Source organism: Staphylococcus sp. 2S1, from assembly GCF_046721335.1.
GTDB lineage: Bacteria > Bacillota > Bacilli > Staphylococcales > Staphylococcaceae > Staphylococcus > Staphylococcus equorum_A.
Genome location: NZ_JBEUUJ010000003.1, coordinates 1,161,172 through 1,182,048 on the forward strand (window position 1 = coordinate 1,161,172; position 20,877 = coordinate 1,182,048).

General features: G+C 33.1%; 23 protein-coding genes. 20 read left to right on the forward strand and 3 right to left on the reverse strand.

Annotated elements, in window-relative coordinates:
* The first annotated feature begins 8 nt into the window (after positions 1-8).
* From ABLV90_RS06085 to ABLV90_RS06105, 5 genes are all read left to right on the forward strand, one after another.
* Positions 9-971, forward strand: a complete 963-nt coding sequence (locus ABLV90_RS06085; RefSeq protein WP_427707486.1) for an ornithine cyclodeaminase family protein — start codon at positions 9-11, stop codon at positions 969-971.
* Between the two features lie 397 nt (positions 972-1,368).
* Positions 1,369-3,279 (forward strand): CDP-glycerol glycerophosphotransferase, encoded by a 1,911-nt coding sequence (locus ABLV90_RS06090; protein WP_460872339.1) that lies wholly within the window; start codon positions 1,369-1,371, stop codon positions 3,277-3,279.
* Complete coding sequence (locus ABLV90_RS06095; protein ID WP_460872861.1) at positions 3,237-3,602, forward strand: CDP-glycerol glycerophosphotransferase family protein; 366 nt, start codon at positions 3,237-3,239, stop codon at positions 3,600-3,602. The genes ABLV90_RS06090 and ABLV90_RS06095 overlap by 43 nt, the downstream gene beginning before the upstream one ends.
* Positions 3,586-3,930, forward strand: coding sequence for a CDP-glycerol glycerophosphotransferase family protein (locus ABLV90_RS06100; protein ID WP_460872862.1), 345 nt, complete (start codon positions 3,586-3,588; stop codon positions 3,928-3,930). The genes ABLV90_RS06095 and ABLV90_RS06100 overlap by 17 nt, the downstream gene beginning before the upstream one ends.
* Before the next feature lie 442 nt (positions 3,931-4,372).
* Positions 4,373-5,212, forward strand: a complete 840-nt coding sequence (locus ABLV90_RS06105; RefSeq protein WP_460872340.1) for a sialate O-acetylesterase — start codon at positions 4,373-4,375, stop codon at positions 5,210-5,212.
* A gap of 108 nt (positions 5,213-5,320) precedes the next feature.
* On the opposite strand, the gene ABLV90_RS06110 is transcribed toward ABLV90_RS06105, so the two are convergent.
* Positions 5,321-5,626 carry a monooxygenase gene (locus tag ABLV90_RS06110; protein ID WP_427707492.1) on the reverse strand — a complete coding sequence of 102 codons (306 nt, stop codon included), beginning with the start codon at positions 5,624-5,626 and terminating at the stop codon, positions 5,321-5,323.
* Between the two features lie 384 nt (positions 5,627-6,010).
* On the reverse strand, positions 6,011-6,178 hold the full coding sequence (locus ABLV90_RS06115; RefSeq protein ID WP_460872341.1) for a hypothetical protein: 168 nt from the start codon (positions 6,176-6,178) through the stop codon (positions 6,011-6,013).
* Between the two features lie 2 nt (positions 6,179-6,180).
* Here ABLV90_RS06115 and isaB (ABLV90_RS06120) point away from each other — a divergent pair, with 2 nt between their 5' ends.
* From isaB (ABLV90_RS06120) to cidR, 5 genes are all read left to right on the forward strand, one after another.
* A complete protein-coding gene (gene isaB, locus ABLV90_RS06120; protein ID WP_460872863.1) occupies positions 6,181-6,708 on the forward strand; it encodes an immunodominant staphylococcal antigen IsaB family protein in 528 nt (175 codons plus the stop codon).
* 80 nt (positions 6,709-6,788) lie between these two features.
* Entirely contained in the window at positions 6,789-7,382 is a 594-nt protein-coding gene (gene isaB / locus ABLV90_RS06125) for an immunodominant staphylococcal antigen IsaB family protein (protein ID WP_427707494.1), read from the forward strand.
* Positions 7,383-7,557: 175 nt separating this feature from the next.
* The gene (locus ABLV90_RS06130) at positions 7,558-8,121 is read left to right on the forward strand and encodes a serine hydrolase (protein WP_460872342.1); all 564 of its coding nucleotides are present in this window, start codon (positions 7,558-7,560) and stop codon (positions 8,119-8,121) included.
* Entirely contained in the window at positions 8,045-8,383 is a 339-nt protein-coding gene (locus ABLV90_RS06135) for a serine hydrolase (protein WP_460872343.1), read from the forward strand. The genes ABLV90_RS06130 and ABLV90_RS06135 overlap by 77 nt, the downstream gene beginning before the upstream one ends.
* A gap of 65 nt (positions 8,384-8,448) precedes the next feature.
* On the forward strand, positions 8,449-9,324 hold the full coding sequence (gene cidR, locus ABLV90_RS06140) for a cidABC operon transcriptional activator CidR (protein ID WP_460872344.1): 876 nt from the start codon (positions 8,449-8,451) through the stop codon (positions 9,322-9,324).
* An 825-nt stretch (positions 9,325-10,149) separates the two neighbouring features.
* Here the strand turns inward: cidR and ABLV90_RS06145 are convergent.
* The gene (locus tag ABLV90_RS06145; protein ID WP_460872345.1) at positions 10,150-11,094 is read right to left on the reverse strand and encodes a LacI family DNA-binding transcriptional regulator; all 945 of its coding nucleotides are present in this window, start codon (positions 11,092-11,094) and stop codon (positions 10,150-10,152) included.
* Between the two features lie 147 nt (positions 11,095-11,241).
* On the opposite strand from ABLV90_RS06145, the gene eda reads away from it, so the two are divergent.
* The 10 genes from eda to ABLV90_RS06195 all read left to right on the forward strand — a co-directional run bounded on the left by eda (position 11,242) and on the right by ABLV90_RS06195 (position 20,871).
* Positions 11,242-11,859, forward strand: a complete 618-nt coding sequence (eda, locus tag ABLV90_RS06150) for a bifunctional 4-hydroxy-2-oxoglutarate aldolase/2-dehydro-3-deoxy-phosphogluconate aldolase (protein WP_427707502.1) — start codon at positions 11,242-11,244, stop codon at positions 11,857-11,859.
* Positions 11,860-11,861: 2 nt separating this feature from the next.
* Positions 11,862-12,425 (forward strand): PfkB family carbohydrate kinase, encoded by a 564-nt coding sequence (locus tag ABLV90_RS06155; protein WP_460872346.1) that lies wholly within the window; start codon positions 11,862-11,864, stop codon positions 12,423-12,425.
* A complete protein-coding gene (locus ABLV90_RS06160) occupies positions 12,331-12,834 on the forward strand; it encodes a PfkB family carbohydrate kinase (protein WP_460872348.1) in 504 nt (167 codons plus the stop codon). The genes ABLV90_RS06155 and ABLV90_RS06160 overlap by 95 nt, the downstream gene beginning before the upstream one ends.
* A 29-nt stretch (positions 12,835-12,863) precedes the next feature.
* Entirely contained in the window at positions 12,864-13,901 is a 1,038-nt protein-coding gene (locus ABLV90_RS06165) for a TRAP transporter substrate-binding protein (RefSeq protein ID WP_460872349.1), read from the forward strand.
* Complete coding sequence (locus tag ABLV90_RS06170) at positions 13,876-14,385, forward strand: TRAP transporter small permease (protein ID WP_460872350.1); 510 nt, start codon at positions 13,876-13,878, stop codon at positions 14,383-14,385. The genes ABLV90_RS06165 and ABLV90_RS06170 overlap by 26 nt, the downstream gene beginning before the upstream one ends.
* Complete coding sequence (locus ABLV90_RS06175; protein WP_460872351.1) at positions 14,382-15,677, forward strand: TRAP transporter large permease; 1,296 nt, start codon at positions 14,382-14,384, stop codon at positions 15,675-15,677. The genes ABLV90_RS06170 and ABLV90_RS06175 overlap by 4 nt, the downstream gene beginning before the upstream one ends.
* Before the next feature lie 15 nt (positions 15,678-15,692).
* Positions 15,693-17,099: a glucuronate isomerase gene (gene uxaC / locus ABLV90_RS06180; protein WP_427707512.1), complete on the forward strand. Its 1,407-nt coding sequence runs from the start codon at positions 15,693-15,695 to the stop codon at positions 17,097-17,099.
* Between the two features lie 2 nt (positions 17,100-17,101).
* Positions 17,102-18,133: a mannonate dehydratase gene (locus ABLV90_RS06185; RefSeq protein ID WP_460872352.1), complete on the forward strand. Its 1,032-nt coding sequence runs from the start codon at positions 17,102-17,104 to the stop codon at positions 18,131-18,133.
* Positions 18,133-18,954, forward strand: a complete 822-nt coding sequence (locus tag ABLV90_RS06190) for an SDR family oxidoreductase (protein ID WP_427708337.1) — start codon at positions 18,133-18,135, stop codon at positions 18,952-18,954. Before ABLV90_RS06185 ends, ABLV90_RS06190 begins: the two co-directional genes overlap by 1 nt.
* Before the next feature lie 195 nt (positions 18,955-19,149).
* Positions 19,150-20,871, forward strand: coding sequence for an ABC transporter ATP-binding protein (locus ABLV90_RS06195; protein ID WP_460872353.1), 1,722 nt, complete (start codon positions 19,150-19,152; stop codon positions 20,869-20,871).
* Positions 20,872-20,877 lie beyond the last annotated feature (6 nt).

Genomic DNA, 20,877 nt, shown 5'->3' on the forward strand with positions numbered 1-20,877 from the left:
GGTGTTTTATGCTTTTTATAAGCACAAAAGAACAAGCACAATTATTAGATATGTCAGAAGTTGTTGAAGCAGTAGCGGAATCTTTACGTGCATATTCAGAGGGCAAGACTGATACACCTTTGCGCTATTCGTTACCTTTTAATGAGGACAACCGTTATCTCGTGATGCCGGCATTGTCAGATGAATTGAAGATTGTCGGACTTAAGACAGTGACCGTGGCACCAAATAATACTCAAATCGGCAAGAAAACCATCGTAGGATCTGTTATTTTATCTGATTATGAAACGGGTGAAACACTAGCAGTACTCGAAGGCTCTTATTTAACGAAGATACGTACAGGTGCGATATCAGGTGTGGCAACGAAATACCTTGCACGTGAAGACGCTAAAACATTATGCGTCATAGGCACAGGAGATCAAGCGGAAGGTCTTATTAAAGCAGTCCTTGCTGTAAGGCAGATTGATCGTATACAGTTTTACAATCGCACGTATGAAAAAGCTGTGACCTTTGCTGAACAAGTACAAAGTGCATATCCAAATATGAAGCTAGCAGTGTTTAGTAACGTAGACGAGGCAATGGAAGATGCGGATGTCATCGTAACTGCTACCAATGCATCAGAGCCAGTATTTCATAAGCGCTTAGCGCCGGGCGTTCACTTAAATGCTGTCGGTTCCTTTAAACCAGATATGCAAGAATTACCATCTCAAGCCATTGCAGATGCAGACAAGGTTGTTGTAGAAGCCGTAGAAGCGGCCATGGAAGAAACAGGAGACTTAATCAACCCGGTAGCAGAAGGTGTATTTAACGCAGATGGTTTATACGGAGAACTCGGGAACATTGTTTCTGCAAAATTAGAAGGCAGACGATCAGAAGATGAAATTACGATTTTTAAATCCGTAGGCGTAGCCATCGTTGATATCGTAGTAGCCAATTACTTTTATCAAAAATTATTGAAACAACAAAGTGAATAAAGGAAATTAGAAAAAGAGTGCGAGTAAAATCGGGCTCTTTTTTAATTTGTTAAATTATTAAAATCTTTGCTGAATATGAATTTGTTTTTTGGTTAAGTTTGTAACTTTACATTTAAATTATCATTTTATTTATAACAATATTAATTTTATAAATAAATATTGAACAGTATATTAACATAGTGTAAAATGATTTAGTATTTAAAAAGCAAAGAATAAAGTTTATCAAAATATAAAAACAACATTATAATACAATCTAAAACAAAAATAATGAGCGTTCAAAAGTTTATCATATTTTGAATAAAACTAATTCAAAAGGGAAAAGATTTTTTGAAAAAAATAAAATATGGGGAATATAAAAAGATGAAAGTGATTTTATATTATATATAGGAGTGTTTACGTGCAAAGCAAAATTAAAAAGTTATTAAGAAGAAAATTCGAACTCAATGATATTCAATTAGTAGATGAATATTTTGTAATGAAATTCAAGTTATATCACTTTTTAGAATTTAGTAAAAGAAGGTTTGAAATCAAAAATAAAAATAAAAATATAACTTTTGAATTTAAAAAAATTAATAGAAACGAGCTTGAAGTTAAAGTAGCCGCAGAATATATTGAAAATGATAATAATTCATTAGAATTTCATTATAATAATAAGCAATTATGGCTAGTAAGTTATGAAAATTTAAAAGATATTTTTGAAGTCAGCGATAAAATATATTTTTTGAAAGTTAATAAAAGCCTGATTTTAAAACAATATAAAACAAACCATAGATTCACAGGAGAAAATAAATTATTACAAATTGATCAAGTCGATGATAAATATGCTCTGCTTACTAATAAAGATAACCTAGATTCAATCATACTGTTAAACCGTAACAAGCAAATAGAAATTCAAATTGAAGATGATAAAATTGACTTAAGTTATATACAACAGTCTACTAATAAACACCATTTTAAGGTGTATGTCGTATTTAATAATGAGATTTATCGAGCAGAATTTACACAAAAATACATTACTCATTTTCTAGTAATGAAATATATATGGAGAGATAATGAACTTTTCACTTCATTTAATAGTACAAATGTACAGACAGTAAATGTTTCGGCGATTATGAATGAACCAAAATTGAGAATTAGTACAAAAATAAAAGATAATATAACTCCTAAAGATAAGTTTTTATCATTAGGAGTTATAGAAAACGACTTGCAATCAATTGATAAAATACCTACGACTCAGGTTGCTAACACAGTATTTAGTGAACTGCCCATTGCTACATTTAATAATATAAAGACTAAAAAATTAATTGCAGTTTATGAAGATATTGATAGTGGAGATGAAAAGTATTATGTTGTGAATAGCAAAAGTCCATTAAAATTCAATAGTTTTTATAATTTTGAGGGACAAATTTATAATTTGAACATATTGAAAAAGAATGGAATAACACTATTTAGTTCAAAACCTAATATTAAAATGGGTGCTAATTTTATTAATGAAAAAACTTTGGGAATTTATTTTCAACCCAATAAAGTTTACGATAATTTCCAATTTTATATTACATTTGAAGAAAGAATTTCACAAAATAAATATGAAATGCCGATATCTAGAGGAGAACAGTCTATCGACATTCCATATAATCAAATTCAACAACTAAAAACAGCATCTAAAAATATAATTGATATTTTCATAACAATATATGATGGCCAAGATATTGTTAGAAAAGAAAAAATAAAGTATAGAGCAGGAATTTATAAAAAAGATAATTATATTACTATTAATAAAAGAAGTTTTGATAATAAAAAAGCATATTACATGTTTACATTAACACCTTTTAAGAACATAAAAATAGAATCTTTTGAGGTTAGTAAACGTGAATTAGAAATTTTAGAAAATAACAATAAAGATAACAATGTGTGGTTAATTGGTGAAAGAACTGATACTGCTCAAGATAATGGAATTAGCTTTTTTAGATGGTTGCAAAAAAATACAGATATCGAAGCATACTACGTTATTGATAAAAATTCGTTGGATTATGAAAGCTTAAGTGACTATAATAATGTTGTTTTATTTGGTTCTCAAGACCATTTTGAAGTAGCATCAAAAGCGAAAGTTTTAGCTTCTACACATGACTTAGAGAATATTCTTCCTTATAAAACGGCTAGTGGATTTTGGGGATATGAAGATACAATTAAAGTTTTTTTACAGCATGGAGTGTCGGGAAGAAAAACGTCGAATATAATAAAAAATATTATAATTTACCATTTGAGATATTTAATGTTTCCAGTACTAGTGAAAAATACGATATTGTAGTAAATCAATTAGGTTATGATGAAAATAATGTATATGTAACAGGACTTTCTAGATTTGATAATCTTCCATTAGAAACAAATGATGAAGTTAAGAAAATTTTGATTATGCCTACGTGGAGAGATTGGTTGAATAGTGATTTTGCCTTTAATAATAGTGAATATATGAAGAAATACCTAGATTTAATAAAGGATAATAGGATGATTGAACTGTGTAAAAAATATAATGTAGAAATCAATTTTTATCCACATTATAGATCTCAAGAATTTTTCAAATATCACTTAAATAAGACAAGTAAAGAAATTCGATATATCCAATCAGTGTGAACAAACTGTTCAAGAATTACTGATTGAACATGATATTTTATTAACTGATTATAGCAGTGTTAGTTTTGACTTTTCGTATATGAATAAGCCTGTAATATTCTTTCATTTTGATGTAAATCAATTTTTCAGAAAAGGAATATTGAGACCAATTGAAGAAACTTTTATTGGTGATATTGTTTATAATGAGAATGAATTAATAAATAGGTTAGAAAGACTAATTAACTCGTATGGAATTAAAAATGATTTAGAATTTAGCGATATTTTCGCTTATAGAGACCATTCTAATAGTGAACGTGTATACAATGCAATATTAGAAAAATTAAAATAATTGTATTTTGAGTAGATTATTTTATTTAATTTTTTATTATTCATTTAGAAAGAGGAAATCATGAAGAATTTTATATCAGTTATATTTTGGATGAGAGCAATTTCTTGTTTAGGAATTGTTGCTATTCATTCAATATCAATCACACTAGGAAATAATAGCAATTTAGTAAAGAATGAATAGCCAATATACGTACAATTTTTTAATGTTTAGTACTCTAACTTTTGTTTTTATTACGGAATTTTTAAATGCCGTATTTATGGGGAATTTGTGAAAAAAGGTTACTATTTCTCGGTTTGCCATATATTTTTGTTAATTTAATAAGAAGTGATTCTCTTATATAGATTAACAAAAAAATCCCTTTTTACTTCAACCAAACACACACATAGGGTATGATATTTATTATTAATAGTAAATACATTCCAAAATGGGAAGGGAAATTTATATGAAATCAATCTTACTTATAGGGCAGTCTAATATGGCGGGGCGTGGCTTTATCGATAGCGTGAAACCGATTGTAGATGAGCGCATTCATGTGTTGAAAAATGGTAGATGGCAAATGATGGACGAACCGATACATAGTGATCGTTCTGTTGCAGGTATAGGTCCCACAGCATCGTTTGCTAAATTGTGGTTAGATGATCATCCAGATGAGACAATTGGCTTAATTCCTTGCGCAGATGGTGGCACATCGATTGATGATTGGGCAGAGGATCAAGTGTTAACGCGACATGCCATTTCTGAAGCTGAATTTGCGATGGAAAGCAGTGAGCTCATTGGTATATTATGGCATCAAGGCGAAAGTGATAGTTCAGAAGATAAGCATCTTGACTACGAAACGAAGTTAAATCAAGTTGTGGATCATTTTAGACAAGCGCTTAATGCACCTCAACTCCCATTCATAATGGGCTTGCTAGGAGATTTCTTAGGCAAAGCAACATTTGGTCAAAGTGCATCAGAATACACTCAAATTAATGAAGTGATTAAAACTGTAGCAGAAACGAAAGATAATTGTTTTTACGTAACGGCACAAGGTTTAACAGCCAATCCAGATGCGATTCATATTGATGCTCAATCACAAAGATTATTAGGTATGCGATACTATGCAGCATTTTCACAAGGTGATAACATTAAAGACCCGTTACCAGAAGAAAAGAGAGCGAATCATTTATTATATAAAAAAGAATATACAAAGAATGAACAAATGTATATGTTAATAGCACGATTATCTAAGAATGAAATAACGTACCAAACATTCACAGAAGAAATGGCAAAGATGTATTAAAGCAATTACCCAGGAAATATTAAAATTCACACAAAATACCCCAACAATAGGCATACTTTTCAAGTGATGCTATTGCAGGGGTATTTTTAATACGCTACTGTCAAATATTTACTCAACACGAGCGTGTGTAATCTGTGTTAGTCCTTCATTTATCGTAAAGATTTTGGCGTTGATTTCAGTCACACCCATAGTATTGAGTCGTTTGCTATGCATATTTAAGTAACTTTCAGCATGTGCTTTGCTGTCGAAGGCGTAAATACCACCTGCTTCTTTGGCTGTTTCGTTTTCAGTCCAAATTTTCCATAGAAATCCTGCTTCATCATTAATTGTTTTTGCTAAATCAGAGAATTGTTGTGCCATTTCATCTCCAAATGGACCATCTAAAGGAAAATCGACTTGTAAAATATGTACCATAACATACCTTCCTTTCGAGTTTAATTATAAATACTTTAAGTATAACTAAATAGTGTGCTTATGTGTATCGGCAAGCGTTAATAGCAATTGTATATTTTTGAGGAATTGAATTGCATTTAATCTTTTTTGATATATAAATGTAAAGAAAGAGTAAATTTATTAAATATCTTATATTATCTTGCAATTAAATAGATTAGGAGTATGATTAAGGTGAACAATTACACTATAGCAATAAAATCCTTCGAAAAAAGGAGTGATTTTAGAAATATTATATCCATTTACGCTTTTAGTAAAATCACTTATTGTCAGTTCTTGAGCCACATGTAGTAACGTGAAAGAATGAAATAATTAATAAATAGTGTAGGAAACTTGTTAATACGGCGTTTATTGATAATTATGATCGCTTAGTTTTAAGTGCATAACTAAGATTTCTTGAAATTTAGCCAAGAGGGACTCAAAAATAGAGGAGTGATTTATTATGCGTAAAGTTGGAAAGTTACTTTCAGCAACAGTCGTAGTTTCAACACTTGTTGTAGGTTCTTCCGCGAGCATATATTACGAGTAATAATCAAGAAGTCCAAGCGCAGTCAGAGCAAGTTCAAAAATGGGGACACGGTGAAGGTGGCGCTAGCGGTGCCAACACTGAAAGTAGTACGAACGGTGTTGGATTAAAAGCTGAAACACCATGGTATAATTATGAAGGCTATACAACATATGATGCATCATTTACACAAGATTATAACTTTGTAAGAGCATTAAAATATGACAATGTTTCAATCGATGGCTATAAAGTAGATACAAGTCTAGACGCTAATTTTGATCACACTAAGCAAGTTTATGATACAACCGTTGAATTTAATAGTGATAACGAAGTTATAGGGATTTCTTTCTTAACTAAACCAGGTTCAGTATCTAAAGCAACGTTTAAAAAAGCACATACGTCTAATAAAATAATCGATGAAGGTATCACTAATGGTGGTGACCAAGGTAATGGCTCATTTGTGAAATATGCAACGAATGATGGTTCATATACAGCTTACTTTGACAAAGATAAAAAATTGATGCAAATGAATATTGGTTAATAGCTTGATATGAAAATTACATGTGAATATGAAATATATTCTAAGCCAAAAGGAAAACTACAAAATAGGAGTGATTTATTATGAATAAAGTAGTAAAGTTACTATCTTCAACAGTCATAGTATCAACACTTGTCGTAGGTTCTTCAGCAGCGTATATTACGAGTAACAATCAAGAAGTCAAGGCGCAGTCAGAGCAAGTACAGAAATGGGGACACGGTGAAGGTGGCGCTAGCGGTGCCAACACTGAAAGTAGTGCAAGCGGTGTAGAATTAAAAGCTGAAACACCATGGTATAACTATGAGGGTTACACAACGTATGACGCTTCATTTACACAAGATTATAATTTTGTAAGAGCATTAAAATACGATAATGTCTCAATTAATGGTTATAAAGTAGATACAGAAGCTGAGGGAAATTATGATCATAAAAAAGATATTTATGATACTTCTGTAGGATTTAATAGTGACGATGAAGTCGTTCAAGTTCATTTCTTTACAAAACCAGAATCAGTGAATAAAGCAACATTTAAAAAAGCACATGCATCTAATGAAATTATAGAAGATGGTAAATTAGGTAATGGTGATGGCACATTCCTAAGATATGCTACGAATGATGGCGATTACTATGCAGCCTTTGATCACAATGGCTATTTGACACAAATGACAATTAACTAAATAATCTGGAATAACAATAACCAAAAGTTAAGTAATTTCTTAAATGTTTGAAGTCTGAGCCCCTATAATGGATGCTGATTATAGGGGCTTTCAATATGTGATTTTAAGTTTTAAAGTTATAATTAAAGACAATCAAGTAGCTTGATGCGCTTAAATTAAGGGGAGTTAGATAGTTATGAAAAAAGTTTTTTTGGGGTTAGTGTTGAGTGCATTGTTTTTCATGTTAAGCAATAGTACAGTATCGGCGAATGAATTTGATAAAATAGAAAAAGATAATAACACAACAGTTGGGGTATATGGCATTAATACCGAGAATGGTAAAAAAGTTAAACACAATGTGAATGAACGGTTTGCATTTGCTTCTACTTTTAAAGCCATCGCGAGCGGTGTGTTATTAAATAATGATTCAGAAAAATATTTAAATAAAAAAATAACAATTAATGAGACAGATATTGTAGCATATTCACCTGTAACTGAAAATTACATAGGCAAACAGATGACACTTAAAGATTTAATTAAAGCATCTATGTTACAAAGTGATAATACGGCGAATAATAAAATAATGGCAGAACTTGGTGGCGTTAAAGCCTTTAAACATGAGTTGATGCAATTAGGCGATAATAGTTCTAATCCGCAACGCTTAGAACCGGAGTTAAATCTTTATGACCCACATAGTACAGCTGATACTACAACACCTAGAGCTGCAAGCACAGACATTAAATACAATTTTAACAAGTGACCAAATAAGTGATGGGAACTTAGATTTACTGAAACAAGTTATGATTGAAAACGAGACGGGCGATAGTTTAATTAAAGCAGGTGCACCAGACAACTATGTCGTTGGAGATAAAAGTGGCCAAGGCTTAACATATGCTACGCGTAATGATTTGGCATTTATCTATCCAGATAAATATAAAAAACCAATCATTCTTGCAATTTATACAAAACAAGGTGATAAAGATGGTCAGCCAGATGATAAAGTAATCGCAGATGCTCGCTGAAGAAGCAATTGCACAATTACGCTAAGTTAATAAAATGATGATAGGGCTATTCAGAGGAGCAGAATATGGAAATAAAACAAATGAAATATTTTGTAGAAGTTGTGAGAAATGGTGGAATGACACAAGCTTCAGAACATTTATATATCGCACAGTCTACAATTAGTAAAAATATTAAAAGTATTGAAAACGAATTTGATATTACTTTGTTTGATAGAAGAAAAAAACATATTATTTTAACGGATATAGGTCAGATTTTTTATGATAAGTGTGTTGAAGCATTGGCAGTGTTGGATGATTTATCTTTAGAAATGGGCGACGTCACGAATTTAGAAAGGGGTCATATTCGCATCGGCATATCGGCAATTATGAATGTCAGGTTATTTACGGAAAGTTTAAACCAGTTTCATTCCAAGTATCCGAATGTGACATATGAAGTCATTGAAGGTGGCGGAAAAGCGGTCGAATTTTATTTGAACAATGATGAAATAGACGTTGGTATTACAACTTTACCAGTGGATGAGGATATCTATCATGCGGTACCTCTATATAAGGAGAAATTATTACTTATCGCTGATAAAAATTCTGAATTAGCGCAACAATCATCTATTTACTTAGGTGATTTGAAAGATGAAAGCTTTATTATGTTTCATGATGACTATTACCTGAAAGATCAAATTATAGAAAGCTGTAGAAAAGTAGGCTTTCATCCTAAAACAGTAGCTAAAATGTCTCAAATTACTTTTATAGAAAATATGATTCGTGATGGTATTGGTGTGAGTATCTTACCTGAGAGTATCGTCAATATTTTAAATGATGGTGTTGTCGGCATTGAAATAAGTGGTGTCGATGTAGCGTGGAATTTAGGCATTATATGGAAGAAGGAAAGTTATATGAATCACGTTACGCATGAATGGATTAATTTTTTAAAGGATTTGAAATAAAAAAGCGTTGTTAAAGTTGAAGTATTCCACCAAGGAATGTCAAATATTCCAACTATGTATTTTAATCATAGATAAAGGCGTAATATAATAGAAGTTGTAGAGGGTTATGAGTACTGATTAACTGATCATTGCAAAATGGTTATAAGTTGAGTTTTCAATATGTATGAATATCTACGTACAATCAATATATGATCGCTTTTATAATAAACGATAATTCAACTCAGGACTCATAACGGCGGAAGATAACTAAGGGAGTCCCCGAAATTTATAAAAATGGTCATCATAACGTACAAATCAGAGATGAAAGTAAGATGAGATACGTGATGTATTTGTAATACAGATGCATCGTATGTTAACCAATGCTTGCACCGTTGCGTGTTTTAGAAAATATAGTTTAAACCAATAAAATTCATCAGTTCTCCCATTTAAAAACTGAAAACAACCCCTATCTCTCTAAATATTGGATAACTTTTTTCTGTACAAACAAGATGTGTTGTAGCACGTGACTTGCTAGCAATATATAAAGCGCATGTTATATTAACGGCATTTTAGCAAGTAGTATGTCATTGTATTAAAAGTGATTGGTGTACGCTATGTTGTATAACAGACAACAAGACAGGCACAATACAATTGGTAATGGCATACCTAGATTATAAAAATCACTTGCTAGATGCCTTCATATATTTAAGAAAGCTTATGCTTCAGTTGAAGTCATATTAAAAAGTAATAACCCTCTAGATAAATATCTCTCAAACAAGTGCGACCCTGACTACACTGTCCAATGTAGCTAGGGTCTCTTTGTTAATTTAATGGAATTTGCATATATTAAATATTATTCTGTAATGATGGGTGTAAATGATATGTCGCATCGGTTGGTTCATTTTTAATAACTTTATCTAACGTAGTCACGATTTTTTGAGCGATTTCAGATGTAGGTACCCCAATAGCGTTGACAGGGTAATCTAATTTTTTAATTTGTGGAATATTATCGTAAGAATAAATCATTGGTTGATTTTCAGGTCCAATGGCATTGATCGTTCCTACAGTAATGTCATAACTTCCGCAAATCACACCAGGAGAAAGCGAGTCGCTTTTCAAATATTGTTTCACGGAGGCTTCGGCATCTATGGCGTTCAATCCGTTAGAATCGATAATACGATAGGTAATATTTTGAGCTTTGCAGTAATTGGTAATCGCATCTTTTTTAGCGATTTGACGGGCGTCGTTTGTATTAATATCGCCTATGTAATCAATCATTTGGATACCTTGTTCTAATAAGGCATTAATAGCCATAATCATTGCTTCTGCATGATTGACATTGATAATCGGGTAGGGAATATCTCTGTCTACACCGTACGCGACTACCGGAACGTTATTATAAATTTCCGGTGGCAAGTTTGAATTGTCACCTTCGTCAAAGATCACAATACCATCACAGCCAAATTCTACAAATTTCTTTGAAGCGGCCGCAACATCATCGATTGAAACAAACATGACATAACCGAGGGATTTAATGGCGCTATTAATTTCTGAAATCAGATGTGTCACAGCAACACGATCTACAGAAGGCCAGATTAATCCAATCGTGCCACTTCTTTTAGAAACGAGTGCTCGGGCCGAATGATTAGGTATGTAATTCATTTCAAGCGCTTTTTGTTGAATCATTTGTTTTGTTTTTGGTTTAACGAGTTGGGAATTTTTTAATGCTTTACTGACCGTGGAATAACTGACACCACAGGCTTCGGCAACATCTTTTAAAGTTACAGCCATAAAAGTTCTCCTTGAAATAGATTGATTTAAGTTAGAATTAATTATACCATAGACATAAGCGTTAGAATATTTTTTTGAATCTCAATAACAACGTTGTTATTTTTGGAAAGCAAATACAAGAAATGAAATTTATAAGGAGATGTAAAGATGAATTCAAGAGATACGATGAAGTATATTCAAGAAGGTCAACACATTGCAGTGATGCGCACAGACAACCCGGAGACGTTTTTAGATATTTCAAATGTAATTATAGAACAAGGGCTTAATATTATCGAAGTGACGTTAACAACGCCAAATGCGATAGAAATTATTGCTGAATTATCTAAAAGAGAAGACGCGCTGATTGGTGCAGGTACTGTACTTGATAGCGTATCAGCACGTACAGCAATTTTAAACGGTGCTAAATTTATTGTAAGTCCATCTTTTGATGAGGAAACAGCTAAAATCGCTAACTTGTATGATGTTCCTTATATTCCAGGATGCATGACGGTTAAAGAAATGGTCGAATCTTTACGCTATGGTTGCAAAGTATTGAAACTATTCCCAGCAACACAGTTTTCACCTAAATCTATCAAAGACTTCAAAGGTCCATTACCACAAATTGAGATTGTTCCAACTGGTGGCGTGGGCAAAGATAATCAAAAAGAATGGTTAGACGCAGGTAGTTTTGCAGTAGGTATTGGCAGTGAAATTACAAAAATTTATCAACAACAAGGACAAGAAGCTTTAGTGCAATATATTTCTGAACTAAAAAGAGAGGCATAACTATGACGGTATTTGGATTTGGAGAAGTATTATTACGCTATACGCCACCTGATTACAAACAACTGAAAGATGCCAATACATTTGGTGTTAATGTTGGAGGTGCAGAATTAAATGCGCTCGTGACCTTATCTCAATTTGGGCACGCTACTGAAATGTTAACAGTATTACCACAACATGCATTAGGCAATTTAGCTTTGAAAAAGCTGTATCAGACACAAGTAGGTACAACATTTGTGAAACAGCAAGACGGTAGAATAGGCACATATTATATGGAAGAGAGCTTTGACTTCCGAAGTGGTAAAGTCATTTATGATCGCGAACATTCAACTTTCGCAGAACATGGGGCAAGCGTCATCGATGGCTTACCTATACAAAGTGGTGATTACTTTGTATTGACTGGTATTACATTGGCAGTTAATACAGCAGTACGACAACACATCGTTGATGCACTATCTAAATTGAAACAACAAGGTGTTAAAATCGTATTTGATATTAACTTCAGAAGTAACTTATGGTCTAAAGAGGCAAGCAGTACCAGTAATCAAGTCTGTACTTCCACTTGTTGACGTACTCTTCTTTGGTAAAAAGGATGCGACGCATTTACTTGAGACAAATTCAGAAGAAGATGATATGAAGACATGTGCCGAAACGATTCAAGCACAATATGAGATACCGTTAATGGCTTCCAGTAATAGAGATATTGAGCAAAGCACATTACAAGGCATTATGTTATCACATCAAAACTATATTAAAGGTCAAGCTTATCCATACACAGTGCTGAATCGCATTGGAGCAGGTGATGCATTTATGGTTGGTGTCTTACATGGACTCATTCGTAAGTGGCAATTAAACGAGACTATAGATTTTGCAACGAAATGTTCAGTCTTACAACATACGACAAACGAGGATGCATTAAGTGTAGACGAAAGTGATGTGCATAATTTATCCTCTCATTTCGGTGGGCTTAGTCGATAGAACCTTAAACAAAGGGGCATAAGACATATATGGAAAAATTTTTAGCATTATTTGTAAGCGCATTCTTTATGACGGGAATGTTAGCCTTATCACTTCCTCATACTTATGTTAATGCGGAAGAGAAGAAAAAAGAAATTATGTTAGCGCATAATCAACCGACGAGTCATCCAGTTCATAAATCACTCGAGATTTTTAAGGAAAGATTAGAGGAAACATCTCATGGTCAACTTAAAGTTAACATTTATCCGAACGGTCAATTAGGTAGTGAACGTGAAGCAATTGAAATGACGCAGACGAATGCCATACAAATGACTAAAGTGTCATCGGCAACATTGGAAAGTTTTTCTCCAACATATTCATTGTTTAACATGCCTTATCTATTTGAATCAGAAGAGAACTATCGTCATGTTATGAAAAAACAAGAAGTACAAGATGCGTTTTTTAAATCTACTGGAGATAAGGGATTTCTAGGGATTACATACTATGACGCTGGCGTGCGTAATATATACACGAAGGATAAAAAAATTGAAGATAATAGTGACTTGAAAGGTTTGAAAATAAGAGTCCAACCAAGTAAAACGAGTGTCGATTTAATTAAGTCATTAGGTGGCACACCAACACCAATGGATTACGGTGAAGTATATACAGCGATACAATCGGGTGTGATTGATGCAACTGAAAATAATGAAACTTCACTTACAACAAACAATCACGGGGAAGTTGCTAAAAATTATCATTATACGGAACACGCAATTGTTCCAGATATCTTAATTATGAATAAAGATACGTATGATGACTTAACGAAACCACAACAGAAATGGTTGCAAGATGCGCCGGCTTATTCTACTGAGAAACATGAAGTGATTTGGGATAAAGAAGTGAAAGAAGCTAAAAGGACAGCCAAAGAAGATATGGGTGTGAAATTCCATAACGTAGATAAATCTTCTTTCAAAAAAGCATCTCAGCCTCTACAAGATGAATTTAAAAAGAATCCAGATACAAAAGATGATTATAAATTAATCGAGAAGGAGGAGCAACTTTATGAAGAAAGTAAAAAAGATCATTGATAAACTCCTCCTCACGTTAGTCGGTATTGCACTTTTTGTAATGGTTATATTATCCGTTTATCAAGTTGCTACACGTTTTATCTTTAACAGTCCAAGTACAATCAGTGAAGAAATCGTTAGATTCTTATTGATATGGTTTGGCTTGCTCAGTGCAAGTTATGTATTTGGTGTAAAACAACATATAGCCATTTTATTTATTCGAGAAAGATTTTCCGAAAGAATACAACTTATTATGGAAAAGATCTCAGATATCATAATCATTATCGTAGCACTCGTGCTCATGATTTGGGGTGGCTATGAAGTTGTGAATTTAACATGGTCACAAATTGCGCCATCAACAGGATTATCTATGGCAGCAATGTACGGCGCACTTCCTGTTTCGGGGGTCTTTATCATTTTCTACGCAATATATAACTTGTTAGATAAAGGAGAACTTGAAGCGGTTAAAGAAGCTAATCAAGAAGATGGGGGTGAGCGTGTATGACACTTGCAGCAGGATTAGTATTGTTCATCACATTCTTCGCTTTCTTGATATTCGGCTTGCCTATCGCATTGGCAATTATTTTGAGTTCTATCATAACGTTATTAATGATATTACCATTCGATGTAACGATTATAACGGCAGCGCAACGTATGGTTACAGGTATTGATGATTTTACAATGCTTGCCATTCCGCTATTCGTCTTGGCAGGCATCATTATGAATAACGGCGGTATTGCCTTTAGATTAGTGAACTTTGCCAAAGTGTTAGTAGGTAGATTACCTGGCTCACTGGCACATACAAATATTGTAGGTAATATGCTATTCGGTTCTATTTCAGGTTCTAGTGTTGTTGCTGCGGCCGCGATGGGACGTATCATGGGACCGATGGAAGAAAAACAAGGTTATAAAAAAGAATACTCTGCAGCGGCAAATATAGCATCTGCGCCATCTGGTTTATTGATTCCACCAAGTTCACTATTGATTGTGTATTCACTTGTGAGTGGTGGCACATCAATTGCAGCATTATTTATAGCAGGTTATATCCCAGGTATCTTATGGGGTATTATGTGTATGATTGTGGCTTACATTATGGCGAAGAAACAAGGTTATAAAGTATCGGAACGCATCAGTTGGAAAGATAAATTATTTTTAACATTAGATGCTTTGCCAAGTCTATTTTTAATCATTGTAGTCATCGGTGGTATCGTATCGGGTGTGTTCACAGCAACAGAAGGTGCGGCAGTAGCAGTGTTATACGCTACAGTGTTATCGCTGATATATAAAAGTCTGACGCTCAAACAAATACCTAATGTCATCAAAGAAACGGCAGAAATTAGTGGTATGATTCTGTTCCTGATTACAGCATCTGCACTATTTTCACTCGTGATGAGTTATACAGGATTACCTGAAGCTATTTCGAATGGCATTCTTTCAATGACAGATAATCCAATTGTTTTACTATTGATGATTAACTTAATTTTATTAGTCATCGGAACATTTATGGATATCACACCGGCAGTATTGATTTTTACACCGATTTTCTTACCTATTTCAGAAGTGTTAGGTTTAGATCCAATTCACTTTGGTATCTTAATTGCATTTAATTTATGTATTGGTAATATCACGCCACCAGTTGGTAGTGCACTATTTGTTGGTGCAAGTGTCGGCGGTGTTCGTGTTGAATCTGTATTCAAATATTTAGTGCCTTATTTTATCGCACTCATTATTTTATTGTTAATCGTAACGTTCATTCCGCAAATTTCATTATTCCTTCCTAAATTATTAGGATTATAGAAAAGGGGCAATAACATGGCATTAATTAATGACAATTTTTTATTAAATAATAAAACAGCAGTAAAGTTATATCAAAAGGTTAAAGATCTACCAATTTATGATTTTCACTGTCACTTAGACCCAAAAGAAATTTATGAAAATAAAAACTATGAAAATATTACACAATTGTGGTTAGCCGGAGATCATTACAAATGGCGCTTAATGAGAGCATACGGTATAGAAGAAGGATTAATTACAGGTGATGCGGATGACTTCGATAAATTCGAAGCATTTATGAACATGCTACCTTATTCAATCGTTAACCCAATGTATCACTGGTGTTCACTTGAATTAAAACGCTATTTTGATGAAGACACAGATTTAGATAAAGTGAATGTGAAAAAGTTATATAAATCATTAAACCGTAAATTGGCAAAATCATCACATACACCACAAAATTTAATTAAACAAAGTAATGTATCTGTAGTTTGTACAACAGATGACCCATGTGACGATTTGGAATACCATAAATTATTAAATCAAGATAAAAAAGTAACATTTAAAGTGATTCCTACGTTTAGACCAGATAGTTACGTATTCTTAAGTGAAACAACGGTTAAAGACAAGATTAAACAGCTTGATCAAACGATTGACGGCGAAATTAAAGATTTAAACAGTTATATTGAAGCACTTAAAACACGCGTTCATTATTTTAATAGACAAGGTGCAAGAAGTTCAGACCAAAGTTTTGAAAAAGTACCATTGATGTATACGACAACAGAAGAAGCTACGGCAATCTATGAATCCATGATGAAGGGTGAAACAGTTTCTGAAATACAACAATACGAATTAGCGGGTTACATTTTAACTGAAATTAGTAAAGTATATAACGAATTAAATTGGGTCGTACAATTCCATTTGGGACCAACTAGAAATAATAATTCGAAAATGTTAGAAGTCGCAGGCACAGACAGTGGATTCGATAGTGTAGGTGACCAACTGAGCGCTAAAACATTGAACGCCATGTTAGATCACCTTGAACAACACAATGCTTTATCAGATACGATTATTTATCCTAATAATGGTAATGATCACCTTATGGTTCAAGCTACAGCAGGTAACTTTACTAACAGCGAACATAAAGTGCAATTAGGTGCCGCATGGTGGTTTAATGACACGAAAGAAGGCATGGAACAGCACTTAGTAGATTATGCCAACGTCGGTTTATTAGCTAAATTTGTAGGTATGCTTACAGATTCACGTAGCATGATTTCTTATACACGTCATGAGTATTTCAGAAGAATTTTATGTAATTTCTTAGGAGACAAGATTGAAAAAGGTGAGATTGCCTTATCAGATGCAACAATTGAACAAATGTTAAAAGATATTTGCTATAACAATGCAGTGAATTTATTCAAAATAGAAGGCGTTAAGGAGGTATAACGATGGAATTATCATTTCGTTGGTTCGGTGAAGATGACCCAGTAACATTAGAGAATATCAAACAAATTCCAGACATGAAGCATATCGTTTCTGCAATTTATGATGTACCAGTAGGTGAGGTCTGGTCAAAAGAAAGAATCGCAAAATTAAAACAAACAATCGAAGCGGCAGGATTGAAATTTGAAGTCGTTGAAAGTTTACCTGTAAGTGAAGAAATTAAATTAGGTACAGATAAGCGTGATGAACTGATTGAAAATTATAAGACATCATTAGTGAATTTAGCTGAAAATGGTGTTAAGACAGTGACATATAACTTTATGCCGGTCTTTGATTGGACACGTTCACAGTTAGACTATGAATTATCTGATGGTTCTAATACGTTGATTTATAAACATGATCAATTAAAAGATATCGATCCATTAACAACAGATTTAAATTTACCAGGTTGGGACGAAAGTTATTCAAGAGAAGAGATGAATCATTTGATTACATCTTATCGTGAAACATCGGACGAGCAATTGTGGTCGAACTTGAAGTACTTTTTAGATGGCGTATTACCAACTGCAATCGAACATGATATTGATCTGGCGATACATCCGGATGATCCACCATGGCCTATATTTGGTATCCCACGTATCATTAAAAATAAAGATAGCTATGAACGTTTATTATCTATAAATGATAGTAAAAATAATGGTATTTGCTTCTGTACAGGATCATTAGGTTCATTAGCAGAAAATGATTTACCAAGCATGATAAGAACATTTGGCGAGCATATCCATTTCGTGCATATGCGTAACGTGAAACGATTAGATTCACATTCATTCTTGGAAACAGGTCATTTATCTAAAAACGGTTCAGTAGATATGAAAGCAGTAGTAGAAGCGCCGCAAGATGTTAACTTTAAAGGCACAATCAGACCAGATCATGGACGTATGATTTGGGGCGAAACAGGTAAAGCAGGTTACGGATTGTTCGACAGAGCATTAGGCGCAACTTATATTAACGGTTTAATTGAAGGAGTGAGCAAATGATGACAAGACAATTTGAAGGAGTCAATGTAGTAATCACTGGCGCAACAGGTGTGATTGGATCAACGTTCGTCAAAGGACTTGTAGAAAAAGGTGCCAACGTAGGTATTTTAGGACGTTCTGAAGATAAAATTGTTGAATTACAAGATGAAATTGATAAAGAAAGAAAACAAACAGTCGCATTAGTGGCGAATGTGTTAGATAAAGATGCTTTAACGCAAGCGAAACTAAGATTTAACGATACATTTGGTGCAGTTACAATTCTAATTAATGGCGCAGGTGGAAATAACCCGAATGCCACAACAAATGACGAAATGTATGATGAAAATGGTGATAAAACGTTCTTTGATTTAACAGAAGATGGTATTGATAAAGTATTTAAATTAAATTACACAGGTACATTTTTACCATCCCAAATATTTGGTAAAGATGTCGTCTCATCTGAGGCAGGTACAATTATTAATATTTCATCAATGAACGCATTTACACCACTGACTAAGATCCCAGCATACAGTGGCGCAAAAGCATCTGTTAGTAACTTTACACAATGGTTGAGCACTTACTTTGCCGGTTACATCCGAGTGAATGCAATTGCACCTGGATTCTTTGAAACAGCTCAAAATAAAGCTTTACTTAGAAATGAAGATGGTTCTTATTCAGAACGTGCTTCAAAAATTCTATCACAAACACCAATGAATCGTTTTGGTGTACCGGAAGATATTCTAGGCACACTTTATTGGTTGATGGATAAAGAATTAAGTGGCTTCGTTACAGGTATCGTTGTTCCTGTAGATGGCGGCTTCTCATCTTACTCAGGCGTATAAAATAGATGTAAAATTTTAAAATAAACTCCTTAATCTAAATTGAATTAAGGAGTTTATTTTGTTTTGTAATGTTTAAAAAGACTATTTTTATAGATGTTAGAAATATTGCTTAAATCACATTGATAATATATATATCTTAATCCATAATATAAGGCATGTGTGAAAAGTATCGTATTATAGAATAGGTGGGGTGTTGTGAAAGCATTTTTTAGCTATTACAAACCATATAAAGGTTTGTTTTTCTTAGATTTTGGTTCGGCAATTGTTGTAGGTTTGTTGGAATTAATTTTCCCACTTATTACAAGTATATATATTGATCGTTTGTTACCTTCAAATCAGTGGAATCTCATAGTGATTTTTGGAATTGCATTGTTATTTGTCTTTGGAATTGTAGCGGTACTTAAATTTATCGTCACATATTGGGGACATAAGTTAGGTACGAATATAGAGCGTGATATGCGTAATGATTTATATAGTCATATTCAGAAATTGAATTTTAAGTATTTTGATAACCAAAAATCAGGGAAACTCATTGGTCGACTGACGAATGATTTGATGGATATTGGTGAGGTCGCACATCATGGCCCAGAAGATGTATTTTTATCTATCATGACTCTAATTGGTGCATTTGCCATTATGTTAACGATTGATGTGAAATTAGCACTCATTACATTTTGTGTGGTGCCTATTGTTTTTATCTTGGCTATATTTTTCAGCCAAAAAATGTCTCGTGCATTTAAGAATTTATTTACCAATGTGTCACGTTTTAATGAATTAATCGCAGATAATGTGGGTGGCATAAGACTTGTACAGGCTTTTACTAATGAAAATCATGAGCAAACGAAATTTAGAAATATAAACGATAATTTTAGAGCTACAAAATTAAAAGCATATAATTATATGTCTTGGAATATTACAATTAGTCATATTGCCCAAAATCTGACATTAATTATTGTGTTAGTAGTCGGAAGTTATTTTGTGTTGCATGGTGATTTATCTTATGGTGGTATCGTTGCATTTATCATGATTACGAATGTACTCTTTAAACCATTACAACAAATTAATATGATTATAGAGCTATTTCCTAAAGCGATTGCAGGATTTAAAAACTTTAGCGAAATATTAAGCATTCATCCAGAAATACAGGATACACCAGATGCGGTTGAAATGCCGAGTGATCCTAAGACGATTCAATATAAAAATGTAACATTTGGATATGGCGAAACACCAATTCTTAAAAAACTGAATTTAGATATTCAGCATGGCGAGAAGATTGCATTAGTTGGACCGAGTGGTAGTGGTAAAACGACAATCAGTTCTCTATTGCCAAGATTTTATGAAGTAGATGATGGTGATATCTTAATTAATGGCCAAAGCATCAAATCGATTCAGTTAGCCTCACTACGTGCAGAAATTGGTGTCGTACAGCAAGATGTATTCCTATTCTCTGGTACTTTAAGAGATAACATTGTATATGGTCATTTAGAAGCTGACGAAACTGCAATATGGGATGCAGTTAGAAATGCGCAATTAGAAACATTTATCAAAGACTTGCCCTTTGGTTTAGATACACTCGTAGGTGAAAGAGGGACGAAATTATCTGGTGGACAGAAACAGCGTATTTCCATCGCTAGAATGTTTTTAAAAGACCCATCTATTATTATTTTAGATGAAGCTACAAGTGCGTTAGATTTAGAAACAGAAAATAAAATTCAATTGGCATTTAAAAAACTGTCAGAAAATAGAACATCGCTCATAATTGCGCATCGTTTATCAACGATTAAAGACGTAGACCGTATTATCTTTATCAAAGATGGTGAAATCTTAGAAGAAGGTAGTCATGAAGTATTGATGCAACAAGATGGACATTATAAACAACTTTATTTATCTCAGTTCAATGAAGTTGAAACATTTTAAAATGTT